The sequence below is a fragment of the Parasediminibacterium schistidii genome (genome assembly GCF_046546515.1).
Taxonomy (GTDB): Bacteria; Bacteroidota; Bacteroidia; order Chitinophagales; family Chitinophagaceae; genus Parasediminibacterium.
In genome coordinates this window covers 14318-37886 of sequence record NZ_JBKHKJ010000001.1, presented here as the reverse complement: position 1 = coordinate 37886, position 23569 = coordinate 14318, and the positions used below count along the sequence as shown (strand labels likewise).

The 23569-nt window shown below is 41.3% G+C and carries 13 protein-coding genes; 9 read left to right on the top strand and 4 right to left on the bottom strand.

What is annotated here, in order from left to right; genetic code table 11:
• Positions 1 to 37 precede the first annotated feature (37 nt).
• Together ACHFIY_RS00120 and ACHFIY_RS00115 are read right to left on the bottom strand one after the other, a co-directional pair.
• On the bottom strand, positions 38 to 1384 hold the full coding sequence (locus ACHFIY_RS00120) for an aminotransferase class III-fold pyridoxal phosphate-dependent enzyme (protein ID WP_410844001.1): 1347 nt from the start codon (positions 1382 to 1384) through the stop codon (positions 38 to 40).
• Between the two features lie 106 nt (positions 1385 to 1490).
• On the bottom strand, positions 1491 to 2948 hold the full coding sequence (locus tag ACHFIY_RS00115; protein ID WP_410844000.1) for a CoA-acylating methylmalonate-semialdehyde dehydrogenase: 1458 nt from the start codon (positions 2946 to 2948) through the stop codon (positions 1491 to 1493).
• Between the two features lie 307 nt (positions 2949 to 3255).
• Between ACHFIY_RS00115 and ACHFIY_RS00110 the strand changes: the two genes are divergently transcribed.
• Entirely contained in the window at positions 3256 to 3732 is a 477-nt protein-coding gene (locus ACHFIY_RS00110) for an Lrp/AsnC family transcriptional regulator (protein WP_410843999.1), read from the top strand.
• 91 nt (positions 3733 to 3823) lie between these two features.
• Here the strand turns inward: ACHFIY_RS00110 and ACHFIY_RS00105 are convergent, their stop codons facing one another.
• On the bottom strand, positions 3824 to 6325 hold the full coding sequence (locus ACHFIY_RS00105; protein ID WP_410843998.1) for a T9SS type A sorting domain-containing protein: 2502 nt from the start codon (positions 6323 to 6325) through the stop codon (positions 3824 to 3826).
• A 1275-nt stretch (positions 6326 to 7600) separates the two neighbouring features.
• On the opposite strand from ACHFIY_RS00105, the gene moaA reads away from it, so the two are divergent.
• Entirely contained in the window at positions 7601 to 8581 is a 981-nt protein-coding gene (gene moaA / locus ACHFIY_RS00100; protein WP_410843997.1) for a GTP 3',8-cyclase MoaA, read from the top strand.
• A gap of 168 nt (positions 8582 to 8749) precedes the next feature.
• A complete protein-coding gene (locus tag ACHFIY_RS00095; RefSeq protein ID WP_410843996.1) occupies positions 8750 to 9691 on the top strand; it encodes a nucleoside hydrolase in 942 nt (313 codons plus the stop codon).
• A gap of 222 nt (positions 9692 to 9913) precedes the next feature.
• On the opposite strand, the gene mgtE is transcribed toward ACHFIY_RS00095, so the two are convergent.
• A complete protein-coding gene (gene mgtE / locus ACHFIY_RS00090; protein ID WP_410843995.1) occupies positions 9914 to 11293 on the bottom strand; it encodes a magnesium transporter in 1380 nt (459 codons plus the stop codon).
• Between the two features lie 394 nt (positions 11294 to 11687).
• On the opposite strand from mgtE, the gene ACHFIY_RS00085 reads away from it, so the two are divergent.
• The 6 genes from ACHFIY_RS00085 to ACHFIY_RS00060 all read left to right on the top strand — a co-directional run bounded on the left by ACHFIY_RS00085 (position 11688) and on the right by ACHFIY_RS00060 (position 23564).
• Positions 11688 to 12965: a PKD domain-containing protein gene (locus ACHFIY_RS00085; RefSeq protein WP_410843994.1), complete on the top strand. Its 1278-nt coding sequence runs from the start codon at positions 11688 to 11690 to the stop codon at positions 12963 to 12965.
• A 164-nt stretch (positions 12966 to 13129) separates the two neighbouring features.
• Positions 13130 to 14293, top strand: coding sequence for a PKD domain-containing protein (locus tag ACHFIY_RS00080; protein WP_410843993.1), 1164 nt, complete (start codon positions 13130 to 13132; stop codon positions 14291 to 14293).
• Positions 14294 to 14796: 503 nt separating this feature from the next.
• A complete protein-coding gene (locus ACHFIY_RS00075; protein WP_410843992.1) occupies positions 14797 to 15996 on the top strand; it encodes a glycoside hydrolase family 88 protein in 1200 nt (399 codons plus the stop codon).
• Positions 15997 to 16250: 254 nt separating this feature from the next.
• Positions 16251 to 18158, top strand: coding sequence for a glycoside hydrolase family 97 protein (locus ACHFIY_RS00070; RefSeq protein WP_410843991.1), 1908 nt, complete (start codon positions 16251 to 16253; stop codon positions 18156 to 18158).
• Positions 18159 to 18191: 33 nt separating this feature from the next.
• A complete protein-coding gene (locus tag ACHFIY_RS00065) occupies positions 18192 to 21500 on the top strand; it encodes a SusC/RagA family TonB-linked outer membrane protein (protein ID WP_410843990.1) in 3309 nt (1102 codons plus the stop codon).
• Between the two features lie 30 nt (positions 21501 to 21530).
• Positions 21531 to 23564: a RagB/SusD family nutrient uptake outer membrane protein gene (locus tag ACHFIY_RS00060; protein WP_410843989.1), complete on the top strand. Its 2034-nt coding sequence runs from the start codon at positions 21531 to 21533 to the stop codon at positions 23562 to 23564.
• Positions 23565 to 23569 lie beyond the last annotated feature (5 nt).

The following is a 23569-nucleotide window of genomic DNA, read 5'->3' as shown; positions in this document are numbered from 1 at the left end:
GCCGTTAGTGTACTTTGCAATTAGAGTCAGCTACGGCTTAATAGGTATGTTCATCGGCAATAAGTAATGCCTCGCTGATGATAGCCAAACCTTCGTCTATTTGATCTTTTGTAACACACAATGGAGGTGCTATAAATACATAGCCCCAACGCACAAATGTGTACATGCCCAGTTCTTTAATTTTTGCTGCTACCTTGTTCATCACCAACGATTCTGCTGGTTTTGCATTGAATGGAGCCATTGGTTCTTTTGTTTCCCTGTTTTTTACAATTTCCAAACAACCTAATAAACCAGTATTTCTCCAGTCCCCAATGCTTTTGTGCTTTTTCTTCAAAAGCTCTATTTGCCCATTTAGGTATTCACCCATATAAACGGCATTTTCTATCAATTTCTCATCTTCATACACTTGTATGGTTTCCAATGCTGCGGCACATGCAACAGGATGGGCAGAATAAGTTAACCCTAAAGCCAACATGGCATCGTCATACTTAGCCGCTATTCTGTCGCTTACCATCAAGCAACCAAATGGTATATACCCACAGGTAAGCCCTTTAGCCATCGCAATCATATCCGGTACAATACCATGGTTTTCAAAACCAAACCATTTACCTGTACGGCCAAAACCGCTCATCACTTCATCCATAATCAATAGGATGCCGTTATCGTCACAAATTTTCCTTACAGCTTTCAAATAGCCTTTAGGGTATTGCAAGCAACCAGATGAACCAGATTCGCCTTCCAACAAAATAGCCGCAATATTGCCAGGGGCTTCGTAAGCTATCATACGCTCTAAAGAAGCAACCGCTTCTTTCAGCAAGTTTTCTTCGCCATATTCCCAACGATATAGGTATGGCAAATCGAAATGCACGAAATTGGGTGATTGTTGGGAATCGACTGGCAATTTGCGTGGGTCTCCACTTGCAGTCATAGCACCATTGGAAGAACCATGGTACGACTGGTAACGGCTCAATATTTTATGCTTGCCTGTATATAAACGGGCAAGCTTAATAGCGTTTTCAATAGAAGTAGCACCACAAAGCGTAAAAAAAGCTTTGTTCAAATCACCGGGGCAAATCTCGGCTAATTTCTTGCCCAAATCGCCACGCACTTTGGTTACGCAACTTGGCGTTACATAGCTTATCTGCTGCATTTGCTGCACAACGGCTTGTGTAATGCGCTGGTTGCCATGGCCGATGTTTACATTCATCAAGCCACTGGAAAAGTCAATATATCGTTTGTCATCGTAGTCATACAAATACACCCCTTCGCCATATTTCACAGCAATAGGGCTGATACCCTTCTGTTTGCTCCACGAAAACAGGGTATAGTTCATATTGTCTTCAATAATCTCCTGCGTTTCTGATAATACTTCTTCTTCTATCATTGTTTTAAATTTTGTGTTTTAAGTTTTAAGTTAAAGCTCATTTACTATATTTTACGTTTTAAGCCCATAACACAAAACTTAAAACATAAAACTCAAAACAAACAACTTAACTCATCCAATTTACCCCCGCTTCTGGGTTCCACTTGGTGGTGCTTTTTTTCAATTTTGTCCAGAACTCAATGGAGCTTTTGCCTGTAATGTCGCCCACGCCAAATTTGCTTTCGTTCCAGCCACCAAAGGAGAATGGCTCACGAGGCACAGGCACGCCTACATTTACGCCAATCATGCCAGCACTGGCACGGTCTATCACATACCGGGCCACGCCACCATTTTGGGTAAACACGCTGGCCGCATTTCCGTAAGGGTTTGCATTCTCAATAACCAATGCCTCATCCACCGTATTTGTACGGATGATAGAAATAACTGGTCCAAATATTTCTTCGGTAGCTACGCTCATGCCAGGCGTTACATAGTCTATAACGGTAGGCCCAACATAAGTACCTGCTTCCTTGCCTTCTACAACAGTGTGGCGGCCATCTACCAATATCTTGGCGCCATCTGCTTCTGCTTCGTTTATAAATTGTTCTATACGGTCTTTAGAAGCCTTGTTGATAACAGCACCCAAGTTTTTGCCTGGTATCATTTTCCTTGCTTCGTCACAAATCTTGTCAACAATATGGTCAATTGCACCTACGCCAATCATGGCACTGGCAGCCATGCAACGCTGGCCTGCACAGCCACTCATAGATGCAGCAACATTCTGTGCTGTCATGCCAGGAATAGCATCGGGCATGACCATCAAGTGGTTTTTTGCCCCGCCCAATGCCAAGCACCTTTTATAATTATGCGTGGCACGCTGGTAAACAATCTTGGCCACTTTAGTAGAGCCAACAAAAGAAACCGCTTCAATCCCGGGGTGGTCGCAGATAGCTTCCACTATTTCCACGTCGCCATGAACAATATTGAACACGCCGTCTGGTAAACCTGCTTCTTTCAGCAATTCAGCAATCCTGCCGCAGCTTAACGGCACTTTTTCTGATGGCTTAATAATCATACAGTTGCCCAAGGCTATTGCATTTGGCAAAGTCCAGTTGGGCACCATGGATGGGAAGTTGAAAGGCACGATAGACGCTACTACACCCAATGGCACATGCTCGGTGCGGCACTCTACACCACGGCTTACTTCTAGCACTTCACCAGTTACCAACTGCGGCAACGAGGTGGCAAATTCTGTAAGCTCTATACACTTCTCTATTTCTGCTACTGATTCGCCATATGTTTTGCCATTTTCTTCACTGCACAACTCGGCTAATTCTACCAAATGCTTTTCCAGCAATGCTTTATATTTAAAGAAAACCTGTACCCTTTCTTTAATAGGTGTCTTGCTCCATTTTGGGAAAGCAGCCTTGGCTGATTGCACGGCAGTTTCTAAATCTGCATAGGAACTCATGGGAACGGTAGATAAGAAAGTACCATCTACCGGGGAAATTACATCCATCGTTTTGGTGGTTGAAGCACTAATAAATTGGCCGCTGATGTAATTTTGAATGGCGCTGTATTTCATTTTTTTGTCTGTTACAATATTTTATTTGCAAAATAGAAGCCATGAAAGTAAAATATTTTTATTTTTAAACAAAATAATAATTGTTTTTTTATGAAAATGATGGGTTATTAACAATCTTATAAATAAGAATAGCCATATTATACCATATAATTGGTATTTTCGCTTGGTTCTATTAAAAACTAAAGTAACAATTGGGCTAAACGAGTTCTTGTTTCATCAACTAGCTTAGCTGCTTTGGAAGTTTGAATAAAGTACAATCAAATATAAACAACAACCCTTACCCATCAAAATAACGAAGAGGAGCATTATGCAAAAAAACCATATTGAGTTAGACGACCTTGATTTTTCTATCCTTTCTTGCCTGCAAAAAGACGGCAGGATGTCTTTTACCGTGATGGCCGACCAACTAAAAGTGTCTGTTGGCACCATCCGTACCCGTGTTAACAAACTAATTGAGGACGGTACTATTAATATTATAGGCAGGGTAGATCCAGACAAGGTAGGCTTCCGCTCTTATGCCCATGTGGCTATTTATGTGCGGCCAGCCACATTGAAAGAATCAGTAGTAAAGAAAATACTGGAAATGCCCGAGGTAAGTTTTTTGGCCGGCACTTCCGGCGACTATGACTTGGAGGTTGACGTGATGTGCAGGGACAACGACCACTTGGTAAAATTTATCAATACAATATCTGAAATAGAAGGCATCTTCCAAACCAAGACAACTATTTATTTCAAGGTATATAAATATGCCCAGCCCGATTTGGCTTTGATTAAGAATAGCTAACCCAGATTTTGCAGTTGAGTTCATTCTAAAATACTCAACTGCAAAATCTGGGTTTAATAATATTATTGAAAAGTCATGTGGAAGAATGGTGTTATTTTTTGAAAAACTGAATACTGGCAAATGTCTTACCGCTACTTGTGGCTTTTGCCGATAACATATAAATACCCGTTTGCTTCGGCAATTCGCCATTATCCATCCTTATGTTGTTAGTGCCAACTTGCAGCACCACAGGTTTTGTGGCTATGGTTTTGCCATCTATGCTAGTAATTATCAGGGTAGCCGTTTGTATTTTATCTGAAACGATGCTAACCCAAAATGAATTGGCTACTACAGGATTTGGAAATAATGACATGCTGGTGGCATTGTAACTAATTTCCCCAACCCTTTCCAATTGCAGCAAGGCTTCGTTACCGCCAGTTGTGCCCGTAATTTGCCCGTAAGCAATGCCCCTGCCAGCAGTACTCATAAATACACGGCCATAAGTATTCATAGAACCAATAACAAAAACTCCATTGCCCAAGCCGCCATATTCGTGCGCATCATCGTTTACCCTTGTCCAATTCGCCCCTTTGTCGGTAGAACGATACACGCCCTCAATACCGCCAATAGTTGCCCAGATATAAATAGCAGGATAGGTAGTGCCTACCAATGCCTTGCCAAAACCTACTGCTGAGCAACTGGTAATACCACTGATACTGGTAAATGTGGCGCCAGCATCTTGTGTATATTTCAATCCTCCACTATTCATCGCTATCCAAACATGCCCATTAGAATCGGGTACAGCCCTAATTAGCCTAGCACCGCCTGTGCCTATACTGGCAATGTTGGTAAAGGAAGCACCCCTGTCGGTACTTTTCCAAAATGCACCCGTATTGTTATCGTAAGCATAAAACTTTTGGGGATCTACCATGTCGGCTACCGGCACTGCATTTTGGAGTATCAAGTTGGTAACTTTTGTCCAAGTAGTGCCTTTATCTGTAGTTCGATAGATGGTATCAGAGCCATTAGGGCAATGTAGAAAAGCAAACCCATTGGCAGATACAGCTACTTTGCCACCTGTCCCTTTTGCCACCGGGCACTTTGTCCATGTAGCTGCTTGGTCGGTAGAGTAATAAAGGAAATTCCCTGCTCGTAGCAAAGTGTTTTTATCTGTGCCAGCAAAGGCTACACCCGTAGTGGTGCCCATTGTTGGCGAAAGCCTGGTGGAATATTGGGTAATGTCGGTGTGTTTAAACCCATCATAGTCATAAATTACAGAAACCAATGGTCCTCCTGCAATGCTTACAATATCCCTAGGTACTGTTTCTTCCAAACCACTAACTTTAAATGTCCAAGTGGTTTTAGCGGCTAAGATATTGTCGCAACTAAACACCCCTTGGCCAGAAGTGATCCACACTTTATTCGTATCGAAAGGATTAAACTCAACACTCCCTACCCAATGCATACTGGTACCATTCACCCAGGTAACACCGTTTGAATTGAGTGTCATGCCATTGTTGCCAATGGGGTCAGTCCAGCTATCGCCTCCATTGGTGGTGTATAAAATTCGATCGCCATAATCAACATTGCCAAACGTATCGGTGTATTGTGAAAGGTAGGTATTGATAGTAGAGATAATAATACGCTTATTGTTTTTTGGGTCTAGGCTAATCCCGCTAAAGGCCCTTGTAAAACCTGAAGGGGTCCGTTGCCGCCAGGTGTTGGTGCTAGGTGTATATTTCCATACAGCACCACTGGTCATGGGTTCATGCAAGCTAGTGTCAGCATTTCCACTAGGGCCAGCACCATCACCATAAGTAATATAGAGGTTGCCGCTGTCTTTGGTAATAACAGCCCTTTGCGGCATGTAAGTTGTTGGCGCACCAGATACTGGGTTGAAAGTGCTGCCACCATCTTTGCTTACATACAAATTGGCTGAATCTTTGCGGGAAACACCTACATAAATGGTTTGGGAAGTAGATGTGCCATTTTTACTAGTAGAATCAAATAACACAAAGCTGATACCATTGCCATTTTTAGTAGATCGTACATTTAAAGAATTGATCCTAGACCATGTAGCCCCCATATTAAAACTACGAAACAAACCACTATCTCTTGTGCCGCAATACAACACGTTTGAGTTGTTTGGGTCAACCTGCAGCTTTTCGCCATTTTGCCGCCCCATACCATTGCCATTGGTTTTAAATTGGCTGCTTACATCTACTATAGTAAAAGTGTTCCCCCTATCTGTAGAGGTAAGTATCGCCGTTTTGCCACTATTAAAATAACTAGTACCTACTAGCATATATAGCCGGTTTGTAGCATTTGGGTCAATAGCAATAGACTCTACCCCCATAAAACCAAGCTGACTTGTAGAAACCCAATCTAATAGGGGCTTCCAAGAACTGGTGAGTGTATCCCATCGGTAAGCCCCGCCTACATCTGTGCGTGCATACATCAAGCCCCGCTCGTATTTACTCGTTATTAAGCCAGACACAAAACCACCGCCCCCCATGGCCACGTTGCCCCATTGATAGGTTTGGGCTTTAGCATTAAATACTGGGGTAAGCAAGCAGAACAAAACAATGTTCAAAAAAAGGTTTACTTTTTTCATACGGCAATCTTTTTTAAAGTTTGAAACAATCGTTAAATAAATAAAATGAAAAGTGCAATGGAAATAGCACTATCTACAGCCCGCATGGCAACAGGCATAATTGACTTGGTAAAAGTAGAAAGCCTTAAAACAACCTGTGGTAGCTGTTTGTACATGATTGATGGCTAATATGTAAAATATTTTGGGGAGCATTTAAACTTTGTTTTTTAGCCATTTCGAGTTTTGGGATTGTCTTTTTGTTAACAATACTGGCTAAAGAAACGATTTGTTAATTCAAAAAATGATAAGGGTGGGATGATTTGTTAAGCCTTGTTACTGTTTACACTAAGGCTTAGCAATATGTGCCTATATTTTTTTTTCTACCTTTCTTTCTGGTTGTAACTCATTGATATTCAGTTATTTATGTTTTTTTTAGCCTCTTTTTTTATGATAATTTTTGTGAATTTTATGATAGTTTATTGATAGTAAAATGATAGTTTATTGATAATGGAATAATAATTTATTGATAAGAAACTGATAAGATTTGGATGGTGGATTATCATTTTCCTAAGCCAACTAACATCCGATGTGGGAGGCAAGACCAAGGTACCCCTAGTTGCTCTGTTAATGTAAAATTAGCATGGATAGGGATAAAGCCCAAAATAAAAATCCTATATGGGGGCATAATTCCCCCATCAGCATCCCAAATTTCCCCCATATAGGATTGCCCTTTTCAATAGCCCGTAAATTATTCCCAATTTTACAGTATATGGCGCGCTTCCCGCTGTTAGGCTGCACCTAACCCGTTTGCCCTAGCATTGGTTTTTAGCCTCGAGGTACTATTTTTAACATCAAATTAAAAAGTTTCAATATGTTTATTTTCACTCAAAAAACATGGAAAATCACTCACTTTTCACTCACAAATCACCCACAAATCACTCAAAAAACACTCACTTTTCACTCACAAAACACTCATCTTAAAAAACAAAAAAGTACTGTATTTCAATGAGTTATCATCAATGAAGGCCTAATATTTAAAATCAAGGTCAAAAATACACTACCAAACAAAGAGGGCGAGGCCTCTAAAAAGGGTATAAATAAGATGCGGCGGTTAATTGAGCAACTCTTTCAGAGTGGCTCACGCTAAATCTGGGTTAAATAAAACAGTCAAGACTATTCAACTCTATTTGCTAAGAAATTTACCTAATTTATAAACTAAAAGCAGAAAGTTATTTTAGAAACGTCCATTACCTTTTATACCTTGCATTAATTTTATATCTTTCATCAATTCCTCTCATGCTCCACGATACTTTTGGCAGGCAACATACTTACCTACGCATCTCTTTGACCGACAGGTGCAACTTGCGTTGCTTGTACTGCATGCCTGAGGACTATAACAGTTTTGCCCCGCCCGCCCAACTGATGCAGGCACATGAAATAGAAAGCATTGCCAAAACATTCGTTTCGCTAGGCGTTACCAAAATAAGGCTCACAGGTGGCGAGCCGCTTGTAAGGAAAGATGCAGCCGCCATTATCGATGCCTTGGAAGCCCTGCCCGTTGAACTGACGTTTACCACCAACGGCATACGCCTGCACGAATTTTTGCCGCAAATGCAGGCAACTAATATCCGTTCCGTAAATATTAGCCTGGACACGCTGCAAAAAGACAAATTCTTGTTTATCACTAAACGGGATTATTTCCAAAAAGTAATGGACAATATAGTACTGCTTGCCAATTTGGGCGTCCATATAAAGGTAAATGTGGTGGTGATGAGCGGCATAAATGATGAGGAAATAAACGATTTTATAGCATGGACAAAATACTTGCCTGTGCATGTAAGGTTTATAGAGTTTATGCCCTTTTCGGGTAATAGCTGGGAAAGCAAAAAAGTAATTGGCTGGCAGCAAATACTAGACACAATTGAAACAAAATACAGCTTCATAAAACTGAAAGATGCCGAGCACGACACTGCAAAAAAATACATGGTACCTGGCTTTGCGGGTACTTTTGCAGTCATCAGCACCATTACATCGCCTTTTTGCAGCACCTGCAACAGGATGAGGCTTACGGCAGATGGGAAAATGAAAAACTGCTTGTTCTCCACAGGGGAAACTGATTTACTTACTGCTTTAAGGGGAGGGCAAGACATAGTGCCGCTTATAAAAGAATCTATTTTTCAAAAAGCAAAAGAGCGTGGCGGTCAGTTTGCCAATGCAATAGAAGCCATAGACGCAGTGAACATGCAAAACAGGACAATGATAGCTATTGGCGGGTAAATGATAATAGATAATTGACATTTGATACGTCTAAAGCAAATTGCATAACACAAAGCAGGTTATTTTTTATTTTTCTGCTTCTTTAATTCCTTTGTGCCGATTTAAAGCCTTTGCGCCTTTGTGGCGAAAAAACAAACAACAATGAAAAAAAAACTGGTTTAATTATTAATGCTGGCCTTGATATTAATAAGCGGTTTAAATGCGAATGCGCAAAAGCACAAAGTGCTTCTTGACTTTGATATTGGCGATGATTTTGATGATGCCAATGCGCTTGCCCTCCTGCTTGCCAGCCCCGAAATTGATGTGATTGGCGTGGTGGTAGATTTTGGCAACACGCCCAAAAGGGCACAAGTAGCCTGCAGGATGCTGTATGAGGTAGGAAGGGAAGATATACCCGTTGCTATTGGCCGCCAAACCAATGATGAGTTTACGATGAAGCATTTTTATACCGAGCAATTTTATTGGGGCGAAGGTTTTGAAAAGGTAAAACCCATTAAGCAATCGGGTACTGATTTTATTATTGAAAAGCTAAGGAAATATCCCAATGAAATTACCTTGGTGACCATTGGGCCCGTAACCAACATGGGCGATGTTGTAGACAAAGACCCCGATGCACTAAAGCTTGCCAAGCATGTATATGCGATGTTTGGCTCGTTTTACATGGGCTATGGCAGCAGCCCAATACCTTGTGCCGAGTGGAATGTAAAAGCAGATATCAAGGCTTCGCAGAAGTTTGCCGCAAGTGGTGCAAAATTTACATTTGCAGGTTTGGATGTAACCACTTTTGTACGCCTGAAAAAAGAGTACATAGAACTTTTAATGCAGCGAAATTCGCCACTTACCAATGCAGTGCTAAGTCTTTTTTCATTGTCGTCCTTAGAGCGAAAACAGCCAGAACCTATTATTTATGACGCAGTAACCATTGGGATGATTTTGTGGCCAGAAGTATTTGACACCCGAAAGGCTTATGTAACCGTGGACGATAAAGGCTATACCATTATTGTCGATAGCAAAGCCCCTAACTGCGAAATAGCTACCAATATTAGGATGGAGGAGTATTTTGATAAGTACATCCATACTATGCTTCGCCAGAATTTAATGCGGAAATAGTAAGTAAATGAAAAAGTAATCAATTAACTTTTTTAAACGAGCCACAAAATAGTCAATACTTTTTTAGCCACAAAGGCACAAAAACACGAAGAAGCATAAAGAAAAAGAAGCTGTAAGCGTATTGGATAACATAAAGCATTTTCTTCTTACTTTTCTTCGTGCCGCTTAAAGCCTTCGTGCCTTTGTGGCTAAAAATGCCTAGGTATTAATAAAAGTAATAACCTACAACAACGTACCCCTTAAAATGCTGGCCGCAATGCTAAAATAAATAATCAGCCCAGTAACGTCCACCAATGTAGCTACAAACGGGGCAGAAGAAGTTGCGGGATCCAAGCCTAGGCTTTTTAATACCATTGGTACCATGGAGCCACTTAATGTACCCCAGGTAATAATGCCAATAAGCGAAAAGAAAATAGTAATGGCCAGCAAAAGCCAGTGTGGCCCGTAAGCATACCAATGAAATTCCTGCCAAACCGCAATGCGGATAAACCCAATAGTGCCTAGGATAATGCCCAAGGTAAGGCCTGATAAAACTTCCCGTCGCATTACAAACCACCAGTCTTTCAAGGACAATTCTTTTAGTGCCATAGCCCTGATGATTAATGTAGCAGCTTGCGAGCCACTATTGCCACCGCTGGAAATAATCAAGGGAACAAACAAGGCCAACACCACAGCTTTTGAAATTTCCGCATCAAAATAGCCCATGGCCGTGGCAGTAAGCATTTCGCTCAAAAACAAAATAATAAGCCACCCTGCCCTTTTTTTGATAAGGGAGAAAAAACTAGTATTCACATAGGGGTAATCAAGCGATTCCAAGCCACCAAATTGTTGGATGTCTTTTGTTGCCCTTTGCTCTTCCATGTCCAGCACGTCATCCACTGTTAACACGCCTAGCAGTACATGTTCTGAATTGGTTACAGGCAGCACCACACGGTCATATTCTTTAAACTTGCTCACGGCATCGTCCTTGCTATCGTCCATTTTTAGGCTCACGCACATGCCATCCAGTATCTCCTCTATTTTTTTGTCAGGGCTGTTCAGCACAAACCTCCTTACGGGTATATCATCTACCAGTTTGCCTTCGTTGTCCACCACATATATCACGTTGGCAGCTTCCGTGTCCTTATGGTGTTCCCGTAGGTGCTGCATTGCCTCGGCAATGGTTTGCCTGGGACTGATGGTGGCAAAATCTGTATTGATGAGCCGTGCAATGCTTTTTTGTGGGTAGCCTAGCAGACTATGCACGGCTTTTTTATTTTTTTCGTTGAGCAATTCAATAAAAGAAGATAGCTCCAACCCCCTTAAAGCGGAATAAAACAACATCCTATCGTCGGAGCTAAGTTCATTTAAAATTTTGGATGCCTTTTCCTTAGGCAGGCTTTTGCCCAAGTGCTTTTGCAAAGGCATGGACAGGTAAGGGAATACTTTTACCTCATTGTGTTCTGGCAGGGACTGGAAGGCATCCAAGGCTACCTCGTGCGGGAGCGACACAAACATGCTGGCCACTTCGGCCGGGTGGATATTCCGTTTGCTTTCGCCAAAACTGAGCAGGTTGCTAAAATCGCCCGATAGTATTTTTTTCCTGATGTCTTTTAAATTCATCTTGCTTTTGCTTTGAGGGTTTAATGCTGGATTACTACTCCTTACATCGAATATGCTTTTTTAGCCACAAAGGCACAAAAACAGCAAGAAGCACAAAGAGGAGGAACGTTAAAAGCTATTGATAACATAATTTTTTCTTCTTTATTTCTTTGTTCTTCCCTTAAAACTTTGTGCCTCTTTGGGTCTTCATGCATTCGTGGCAGATTAACCAAACTTTTACCTGTGTAGTAACATATATTTTATAGCAGACCTACGAAATGATGATTTATAACCTAGCGTTGAAAACAAGCCAAAAATAGTGCAGAAACCATACCACCCCCTTGTTTAAGGGGTTTATTAGTAATTTATTCGCTTTAATTTTGTATATTCACATAGCTTTATCGCAAACTATACAATGAAAATAGCCATACCATATTTTTTCCTTATATTTTTAGTATTAGCAGGATTGCTGAACTCATGCACTAAGGGTGTAGATGCAGCAGCTACTACCGATAGCACCAGTACACCAACAACTATCCCTACTGTACCCGTAGTAGGAGGGGTTACTTCTGCGTATATTGATACGGTTGTTTCCACGGTGGGAAATGTAACCATCAAATACAGCCGCACATCGCAATGTTACCCAAGCAATGAGATTTTTGCCTTCTCGGCTACTGCCACTGGGTTGCCAACAAGTGCTATTTTTAATTGGGATTTTGGGGATGGGCATACCATTAATGGAGCAACCAGCACTACCACCGTAGCCAATATTTACCAGACTGCAGGAAATTATACAGTAACACTTAAAATTACAGACGTAAGCAAAAACCTTATATCCACAGTTACTGTAAATGTGAAAACCCACGGGCAACAAGTAACACCACATGCTTCCTTTTACGCACAAATTTTTGATGTTAATTATCTGAACAACTATAATTTTAATGCCAATGGCTCCACCGTGCCAAGAGGCACGATAAGCAATTTTGCCTGGATTTGGGGCGATGGCACTACTACTAGTGCCGCAACGCCGGACAATACGCCACACAACTTCCCGTTTGTGGCCAAAGACACTACCTACCCTGTAAAACTGGTTGTTACCTCCAGCGAAGGCTGCAAAGACACGGCCACTGTGCCAGTAAACATTGCTGCGGTGTATAACATTGCTGGCGGTTTCGATACTACGCATTATGATGTTTGCACGGCCGAGTATATTTTATTTAAGTCTAATGCCACGGGCGTGCCAGATGGTGCAGTTTATACATGGGATTTTGCCGATGCAAGCGGCACTGCCACTGGCAACCCCATAAAACACTCATATACCTATCAGAATGAGTATGCAGTGAAAATGACCATCAGCTTGAATGGCAAAATCCTTTATGTTACAAGCAGCCCGGTACATGCAAATGGGCAAAACATCCGGCCGAAAGCATTGTTCCTTAAAAATGTTTCTTTTGAGGACGGAACATCGGTAAAATGGGCATTTTATAGCCAGGCAAATATTGCCCATGGTTATTTTACAGGGTATACGTGGAATTTGGACAATGGCACAATTGACACTAATTTCAATACTTATATTGATTATACTTATCAAAAAGGCACGATGCCCGTTACGCATCCTATTAAGTTTATTGTTACGGGGAATAGTGGCTGTTCTGATACGGCAATTTCGTATATCACCATACCAGCGAAATAGTTGACCGTTTACCGTTCACAGTTCACAGTTCACCGACAGAGGCTTTCAATTTAAAACATATAATTTAGTAGCTGCCTAGCAGCAATATGAACAAATTAATTATATATCTTTTCATCTGTTTTACTATTGGTACCTGCTTTTTTTCATGTACAAAAAGCGGGGACGTGGGTTCAACCCCCACTACCAATAAAGGGGATACCACTACTATTGTGGGCAGCACCACCACAAAAGGAGACACGACTATTGTAACCGTTGGCACCGTTAGCGTTAGCTATACCAAAACATCACCCTGCTACCCTTCTACGGAAATATTTACTTTCAAGGGATTAGCTACGGGCGTGCCTGCCGATGCATCCTACAATTGGTATTTTGGCGATGGGCATACAGGCCTTGGAACCAGCGTGCAGCATGGGTACGACAATGCAGCACCCTTTGTGGTGTTGCTGGAAATAACAAACGATACGGGCAAGGTAGTAGAGTCAGCCAGTTTTGGGGTGAAAGCATGGGGGCAACAGTTGAAGCCAGTAGCCATCTTTAGCAGCAAGCAAGATTTTAACGACAACCCCAACTACCTTACTTTCAATAGTGCCTCCAGCGTAAACCATGGGTCTATCATCAATAATTTTTGGGACTGGGGTGATGGCACTACCCAAAGCACGGCAACAGCCCTTACAAGGCATGGGTTCCCTATACTTACACAGGACAAGAACTATCCTGTAAAGCTCACCATTACCACCGATGCTGGCTGCACGGCAGATACCGTGGTAAATGTTTGGGTGCCTGCCACTTACCCCATCACGGGCGATTTTAGTGCTGTGGCAAAAGATGCCTGTACCAACGAAAGCATTGTGTTTACCCCACAAGCCACCAATGTGCCTACAGGCTCGATATATAACTGGCATTTTTCTGATGGCACGGGCGACCTTACCGGCAACCCCATTACCTATTCCTTTGCCTATATGAACCATTACGATGTGATCATGTACATCACCCTCAATGGCAGGACTATTTACACCACCCACAAGGCGGTAGATGCCAAAGGCCCTAACGCAAAGCCTAAAGCTAGTTTTTATTACACATGGGAAAAAACGCAAAACCCCAATATTGTACCAATTTCTTTCAACAGCCAAAGCACCATACAGCATGGGGGCATTGATGGCTATATCTGGGATTTTGGCAATAACGTTACCAATAACGACTACAACAGCTTTGTAGAAAATACCTACCAAAAAACCCGTTCATATACTACCTATCAAATAAGGTTGATTGTTACGGGCAATGGCTGTGCCGATACGGCTTACCAAAGTGTGGGGATACCAGCGAAGTAGGGGAGGATTGCATACGCCCAAAATTAAATCTAGAAGATTTTTGGAAACCTTGTAGGTAGGCTGTTCAGAATTAACGGGGTATTTGAGTACAGTTTTGGGTTCTCTTTATATTTGAATTATTGCGTTTAAAGCACCCCATCCCCTTCATTTCGACGATAGGAGAAATCTAACCGGATGTAGTAGCGACTGATTTTCATGAAGGATTTAGCCTTATAAAACAATAGAAACGCTATTTGCGATTAGATTTCTCCTGCGTCGAAATGACGGGGATGAAGAAAGCGAATGAATAGCTTAAAAATGTACGAAGTCTTTCATGCCTATTCTGAACAGCCTACCTTCTAGGTGCAATTTTCCCCAAGCAATATTTTTATAACTAAAAATTGAAGGGTAAATGATTTTATATATTTTTGCTCAAACGTTTAATCAATTTCAAATTTGTATGTAATAATGCTATTGTTGTGGGCCTTTCTAGGAAAAAAGTAAAATACGATTGTACTGTGAAAATGAAAAAAAATTGCCTGCAAGTATTTGCTCTGATGCTATTAATGTTTGGCTGCAAGTATGCAGCTATGGCACAAACCGCTCCATTGAACGTGAAGGCACAATTGGCCTATTGCTTAGCGCAAGTAAAAAAAAGCCTTCAAGCAAGCAAGGATGGCGACATCAATATACCCCGCAGCATACCTGCTGGTAAAACAGATTGGAAATATGTAGGATATAAAGACTGGACAAGTGGGTTTTGGCCAGGTGTGCTTTGGTATGCATATGAATATTCAAAGGACAAATCTTTGAAAATAGCCGCTGATAAATTTTCAAGGGAATTGGCCCCATTGGCTTACAGCCCTGCCTACGACCATGACTTGGGCTTTCAGGTGTATTGTAGTTTTGGCAATGGGTACAGGCTCACCAAGGATAAGGCCTATAAAAAAATAATACTTGCCACGGCAGACACGTTGGCCACATTGTTCAATCCTAAAGTGGGTACCATACTTTCTTGGCCAAGGGAAGTGAAAAATTTTGGTGCGCACAATACCATCATGGACAACATGATGAACCTAGAATTGTTGTTCTGGGCTTCTAAAAATGGGGGGAGCAAAAAACTGTACAATATAGCCGTAAGCCACGCCAAAAAAACAATGGCCAACCATTTCAGGAAAGATTATTCTGGCTACCATGTAGTATTGTACGATACCATAACGGGCAAAAAGATTAAAGGTATTACCCACCAAGGCTATTCCGACTCCTCCATGTGGGCCAGGGGGCAGTCATGGGCCATATATGGGTTCACGATGTGCTACCGCGAAACAAAAAACCCTGCTTACCTAGGTTTTGCGCAAAAAGTTGCCAACATATACTTGAAAAGGTTGCCCAAAGACCTAATCCCTTATTGGGATTTTGACGATGCGGCCATACCCAATACGCCAAAAGACGTGTCGGCAGCAGCAGTTACGGCATCGGCTTTGATTGAGCTTTCAACATTTATAAAAGACGCCAAACTGTCTGCATATTACCTTGGCAAAGCAAAAGCCATGCTTACTGAAATTTCCACGGAAAAATACCAAAGCCATGAAGTGAACAATGCCATATTGCTACATAGCACAGGTCATAAGCCCAATAATAGTGAAGTAGATGCATCTATTATCTATGCCGATTATTATTACATGGAAGCATTACTAAGGCTGAGAGCAAAAGATAACTTTTAACTACTCAGGTGCAAGTTTGGGTAATCTGCCACGAAGGCACGAAGACACAAAGAGGCACAAAGTTTTAAGGGAAGTAGAAAAAGGGAAAAAAATATCTTGTCAACTTTTTTTTAAAGTTTTTTGCTTAAACGATTATTCTATTTATAGAACTATTAACTTTACCCCTGTTTTGGAATACTAGATAGCTGTGATATTGCTTGCTTTATTGATAGAAAAGGTTTAATAAAAATTTGTTTGCCATTAAAATGAAAAGGATGATTGCTGGAATTGCAAAATATGGTTTTGTATTGGCGGTTTTTAATGTTAGTTGTGTTGCCGCTTCTGCACAAATAATTGGTGAAACAAAGCATTCGCTTCAATCGCCAGATAAAAACATAAGTATTGAATTTTACCTGAAAAAACTAACAGACAGCACAAGGGGAATGTATTACACTGTTTCTTATAAAGGGAAGGAGGTAATACTGGAATCTGACTTGGATATACAGCTAGACAACCATCTTTCTGAGCAAGCAATGGCACTTCGGGTGGACCACCATGCCAAATGGTGCGAGAACTTAAAGATAACAGGTGTTGAAACGGCCACAACAAATACCTCTTGGAAGCCACTATATGGTGAACGAAGCGAAATAAGAGACAACCATAATGACTTGATTGTACACCTAGTAAAGGATGATAACCCCATTTATAAAATGGACGTGGAAATACGTGCTTACAACGAGGGAGCCGCAATCCGCTATTTTTTTCCGGAGAATGAAAAAGGTACTTATTACCGCATCATGGGCGAGAATACTTCCTTTTCATTGCCTCAAGGCACAAAAGCTTGGTTTGCTGGATGGGCACAAGCACCTTATCATTTGCTGCCTTTGAAAGATTGGCCACAAGAAAGCGAACGCCCACTGACCCTAGAATTGGGCAATGGCCTATATGCCTGCCTTGCAGAAGCAAGGATGACGGACTATGCACGCACAAAATTTAAGCTAAGCACCACCAAGGAAAATACCATACTTACCTCCATGTACACCCCGGCAGATTTAATTTCACCCATAGGCACGCCATGGCGTGTAATAATGGTAGGGGAGAAGCCGAGCGACTTGGTAGAGCATAACTACATCATCCAAAACCTGAATCCACCTTCTTTAATAAAAGACCCTAGCTGGATAAAACCCGGCAAGATAATGCGGGTAATGACCCAAACAACAAAGGATGCAAAAGAGAACATAGATTTTGCTGCCAAGCACAACCTTCAATATATTTTGTTCGATTGGAAATGGTATGGCCCAGCATTCACATTCACCTCTGATGTTACCAAAGTAGTTGCCCCTTTAGATATGCCGGAGATAGTGCGTTATGGCAAGGAAAAAGGCGTAGGCGTTTGGCTGTATGTAAACCTGCAAGGGCTATATTCACAATCAGATTCTTTGTTTGCCATCTACCACAAATGGGGGATAAAAGGCGTGAAGTTTGGCTTTGTGCAAATAGGCTCGCACCGATGGACTACATGGGTAGAGGAAATGATAAAAAAAGCAGCCGAGAACGAAATAATGGTAAACATCCATGACGACTGGCGGCCAACTGGAGAGCAACGCACTTACCCCAACCTAATGACCGCTGAAGGCATACGGGGCAATGAGGAAATGCCTGAAGCCACGCACAATACAGTGCTGCCTTTCACAAGATTCATTGCAGGAGCTTCCGACTATACTTTATGCTACTACGACAAGCGCATCAAAACCACCCATGCCCACCAATTGGCAATGGCGGCAGTTTATTATAGCCCTATACAAACCCTGTACTGGTACGACAAGCCTGCAATGAGCAACAACGAACCAGAACTGGAATTTTGGGACAAAATACCAACCGTTTGGGACGATACAAAAATACTGGCAGGGCAGCCCGGCGAATATGTTACCACTGCCCGCAGAAGTGGTAATACTTGGTTTGTAGGCACGTTAAACAACAACGATGCCCGTAAAACAAGCCTTTCATTTAATTTTTTGCCAAAAGGGAAGGAATACATGGCTACCATTTTCAGCGATGATGACACTGTAGCTACAGCAACAAAAGTAAAAGTGGAAAAGCGGAAAGTAAACGCAGCCACTATGTTGGATATGCAATTGAAAGCTTCGGGCGGGCAGGCAGTTTTGTTGGAGCTGGTGAAATAAGAAATAATAATTGTAAAGATTAAAAGCAGCTATATGAGCAGTGGTGTTATGATAAAACAGTTGAAAAAAATGTTTTTTTTGTTCGTTTTGCCCGTTTGTTTAATGCTCTTGTGCTATTTAGGCAAAGCACAAGAGGGGCAGGCACCTGTGATTGTAAAAGGGAAAGTGATAGACTCGGCTGGCAACCCGATAGAAAGCTTAACCGTGAAATTGAAAGGTACTACCGTTTCAACCGCTACCAACAAACTGGGTGCTTTTACGATAAAAATCCTTGCAAACATTAAAAACCCCAAGTTGACATTTCTCTCTGTGGGATTTGGAGAAAAAGAAATAGAGGTCGGGAACAACTTGAACCCCGTAATTAAGTTGCAATCATATACATCTAAATTAGACGAAGTAGTGGTTGTGAATATAGGCTATGGCACTGTGAGAAAAAAAGACTTAACAGGCAGTATAGGGCGGGTAAACATGGAAGACTTGCAAAAGGCATCTGTAAAATCGTTTGATGATGCCTTAGGTGGCAGGGTGGCAGGTGTGCAGGTAACTTCAAATGATGGGCAGCCAGGTGCTAATGCAGAAATAGTAATTCGTGGTGTAGGTTCTGTTACGCAATCTTCATCGCCCTTGTATGTGGTGGATGGTTTTCCACAGGAAGATGGCAATTTTAATTCTATTAACCCTGCTGAAATAGAATCTATTGAAGTACTAAAAGACGCTTCTTCCACTGCAATTTATGGTGCACGGGGGGCAAACGGTGTAATTATTGTAACCACAAGAAGGGGCAAGGCACCCACACCTGTGATAGATTACAATAGCTACTATGGCTCACAAAAAGTAATTAAGAAGATGGAACTGATGAACCCTTATGAATATGTGAAGCTTCAAAACGACATCAACCCTGCCTGGGCCAACCTTGCTTATTTCAACAGCGGCAAAACGCAAGAATCTTATAAAAATGTGCCAGGTGTAAATTGGCAAGATTTAACATTCAATAAAAGCCCCATTTTTCAGAATCATTACTTGTCAGTATCTAGCAAAGCCAATAAAACGGCTTATACCATTTCTGGGTCTTATACAGATTTGAAAGGCCTAATTCTGAACAGTGGGTTTTGGCGATACCAATCGAGAATTACTATTGACCAAGAAATTAACCCTAAATTAAAAATTGGCACAAATGTAAACTATGCTTACACGAACAGTTATGGTGTAACACCAAGTGGTCAAAACACTCCGATTAATTCAGTAGTCAATAGTTCACAGTTCAATTTTATGACATCGCTTTGGTCTTATCGCCCTGTATCCTATGCCAATGCGCTGAACGACAACTTCGTAGATAACCTTATTGACTTAACCTCACTCGATTTTGGAATAGCCGACAATAGGATCAACCCTTATATTGGCACATTGAACACCAATACTAACAATTACACCAACCACCTTAGTGCCAATGGCTACTTGAATTATAAATTTACTGACGAATTGATATTCCGCTCTACCATAGGCATTAGCTTGTTGAGTACAAAATCAGAGAATTTTAATAACTCTAATACTGCTTCTGGAAGCCCTTATACAAACACAGGCAAGCAATATGGGCTAAGTGGGTCTGTAAATAATGCACAAAACAATAATTTAGTAAATGAAAATACATTGTCTTATGCCAAAAAGATAAATCAAAACCATTTGATAAATGCTGTAATCGGATATACATGGCAAATCAATAATACAGGTGGCACAGGAATTCTTGCTACAAATTTGCCCAACGAATCATTAGGTATTAAAGGCCTTGGGCAAGGGATTGCCAATAAAGTATCATCGCCATCGGGCCATTATGGCTTGGTATCTTATTTGGGCAGGGTTAACTACAGTTTAATGCGCAATTATTTATTTACGTTTTCCATGAGGGCAGATGGTTCCTCCAAATTTGCCCCTAACAGGCGATGGGGCTACTTTGAATCGGGGGCATTTGCTTGGAATTTTGGGAATGAAAATTTCATGAGACGATTTAAGTATATTTCCGATGCCAAGTTTCGGATGAGCCTTGGTGTAACTGGCAATAATCGTGTGCCCAATACGGCTTACGAAGCCTTGTTAAATACTGGGGGTACAGTTTCTATGAATGAAGCAACTTTGAATGGTATTATTGCTACATCTGGTAATAATCCAAATTTGAAGTGGGAAACCATTGTGCAGAATGACTTTGGTTTAGACGTTTCCTTTTTAGAAGGGAAAATAAACGTGGAAATGGATTATTATAGAAAGCTTACTAAAAACATGCTTTCTAATGCCAATGTTGCTTACAGTACCGGGTATGCAAGGATATATGAAAATATTGGTTCTTTGAGAAATGAAGGTTTGGAGTTGTCGATAAGCACTGTGAATGTTACCAAAAAGAACTTTAAATGGACAAGTAGTTTCAATATTTCTTTTAACAAAAATAGGATCCTAAGCCTAGTGGACAACCAAGAGGCTATTTTAACTGCAAGGTCTTATGATGCCTCTGTAGATAATTTCCCCAATTTTATTGCCAAGGTAGGTAAACCGGCAGCGCAATTTTTTGGTTTGGTATCTGATGGCAACTATCAATACAGCGATTTTTATAAATTGCCCAATGGCACTAATGGTTTTTTTTATGTGCTAAAGGAAAATATTCCTTATTATGCTTCTCCAAACAGCATTGCTGCTCCAAATTCTAACCCTGCTTTGGTAGTGCAGCCAGGGGATCCCAAATTTAAAGATTTGAACCACGATGGCATTATTGACAATACACCTAGCAAACCAAGTGATTATACTGTTATTGGCAACCCTTACCCAATTCATTTTGGAGGGGTTACCAACAATTTTATCTATAAAGATTTTGATTTAAATATTTTTATGCAATGGTCTTATGGCAACCAAATTATGAATGCAAATAGGATGAAGTTTGAGGGAGGCAATTCTGGGCCTGCTACATCAGACCCCAAAACGGGGAATATCAATAACAATATGTTTGCTACTTATGCCAATAGATGGACACCCACTAACCCTAGCAATGACTACTACAGGGTGAATGCACAAACTGGGGGTACAAGGCAATATACTTCCCGAATTATTGAGGATGGATCTTATCTAAGGGTAAAAACAGTGGCATTCGGCTATACTATCCCATCTAATATTATAAGAAGAATAGGAATAAGCAGTGTGCGGATGTATTTATCTGCTCAAAATCTCTTTACGTTCACGCACTACACTGGCACTGACCCCGAAGTGTCCACCCTTTCTGGCAATAACCTAACCCCTGGATTTGATTTTTCGCCCTACCCAAGAACAAAAGTGGTTACGTTTGGCGTAAATGTTAAGTTCTAAGTTTTTATAAATTATTAAATCATGTCATTCATGAAAAGGATACTATTGTTACTTGTTTTTACCCTCACGTTACTCACTTCGTGCAAGAAAATATTGGATTTGCAAGCTACTGATTCGCTAACACCGATACAATCGTACACCAATACTACACAAATTAAAGCGGCAGTTAATGGCATTTATTCCTTCTTAAGAGGCAATGGGATGTATGCTAAATTTTATACACAATGGATGACTATTGCCACAGATGAATCTTATTTCTACAACCAGTCTGCACCATATACTTATTACAACAACATTTCTACCGATCCAGATATTGCCAATGTATGGATTGCTTGTTACCAAGGAATAAATAATGCAAATTCCTTGTTAGATAACATTGATTCTTCCTCAGCAGGCAAAGTGGATGCTGGCGTTGTACGCAGGGCAAAGGGAGAGGCTTTGTTTCTTAGAAGCTACTATTATTTTCTGTTAGCACAATGGTGGGGCGATGTGCCGTTGCAATTGCACACTATTCAAACACCCGAAGAAGGGCAGATTGCAAGAACGCCGGTGAAACAAGTGTATGACCAAATAATTGCAGATATGGCAACTGCTGACAGTATGCTTTATGACCAGACACCTAGCACATTCACTTATTCTGAACGGGTAACCAATACTGTTGTGGAAGGAATGCTAGCCCGTGTTTGTTTATTTGCGGCGGGATACTATCAAGCAAATCAAACTTTCTTTGATACCAAGCGGTATGCAGATGCCGCTTATTGGGCTTTGAAAGTAAAAAACGCAGGATATAATTATTTGCTGCCTTCGTATGCGCAAGTATTTGTTGACGAAGGACAAAATAAATACAATAAAGAAACTATGTGGGAAGTGGGCTACAACCAAAGCGGGGTCCAAGGAGCCATCACTTCATCAGGAACGATAGGGGTTTATTTTGGCATTGGCCAAACTGCCAACACCGATAGTGGGTATTGCTATGGATACGGAAAAATGCACCCACGATTGTATTTTACATACGAAAACGGCGATTATAGAAGGGAATGGAATTGTGCTAATTTCACTTATGCAAATGCTGTGAAAACCCCATTGGCCAATAATATTTATTGGCTTAGGCAGCCCGCCAAATGGAGAAGGGAAAACGAAACCCCCGGCAGCAGGGCTACACAAAACTCTTCCAGTGTCAATTTTCCTTTGCTTCGCTATTCAGATGTGTTATTAATGCTGGCAGAAGCCGAAAACGAAAACCCAGCCAATGCAGCACCCACCCAATTAGCTTATAATGCCATCAATGAAGTGAGGGAAAGGAGTATGTCTGACACGCCCATTGCCGACAGCATTTTATTGGCAAATGGTGGTTCTGGCTATACAAATTTTACCCCAATAAGATTTACTGCGCCGAACGGGTTTGCTTACAAGGCCAGTTTTAACGGAGGCAAAGTTTCCTCTGTACTCTTAGAATCTGCAGGTGCTGGTTTTCCTGCAAGTAATAGGCAAGCCATTTATGTGGGTATTTCGTGGGTGGCAAGCACATTTTATCAACGTGGTACGCAGATTGTGAACCCTGCCAATAAACTGCTTTACACCGTTACAACTGCTGGCACTACTACTTTAGTGCCACCAACCAACACTTCTGGGTCTTCTTCTGCTGCTACTACAGGTGCTGTTTTTACTTATGCTGGCAATGCCGCTACTGTTTATGTGTATCCGAGTGGGCAACCGCAAGTGGATTTGCAGCCTGGGCTTTCCAAGGAAGTGTTTAGGCAAAAAGTGAGGGAAGAAAGAATGAGGGAATTGTGTTACGAGGCTTTGCGCCTGCAAGATTTGAAGCGTTGGGGCATATTGATACCCACTATCAAAAGTTTGGCTTTAGACATAGCAGGGAAAAATACCACAGACCCAAGATATGCACGTATACCCGCAGCCAATTTGAGCAGGGAGTTGAAAGTAAATGGTGATGCTACGCCGCTATATCCTGTTTTGTCAATTTCAGACAAAGATTGGTTTTGGCCAATCCCAATTAATGATTTGCTCTATAACAAAAAAATGACCCAAAACCCCGGGTACTAGTTTTT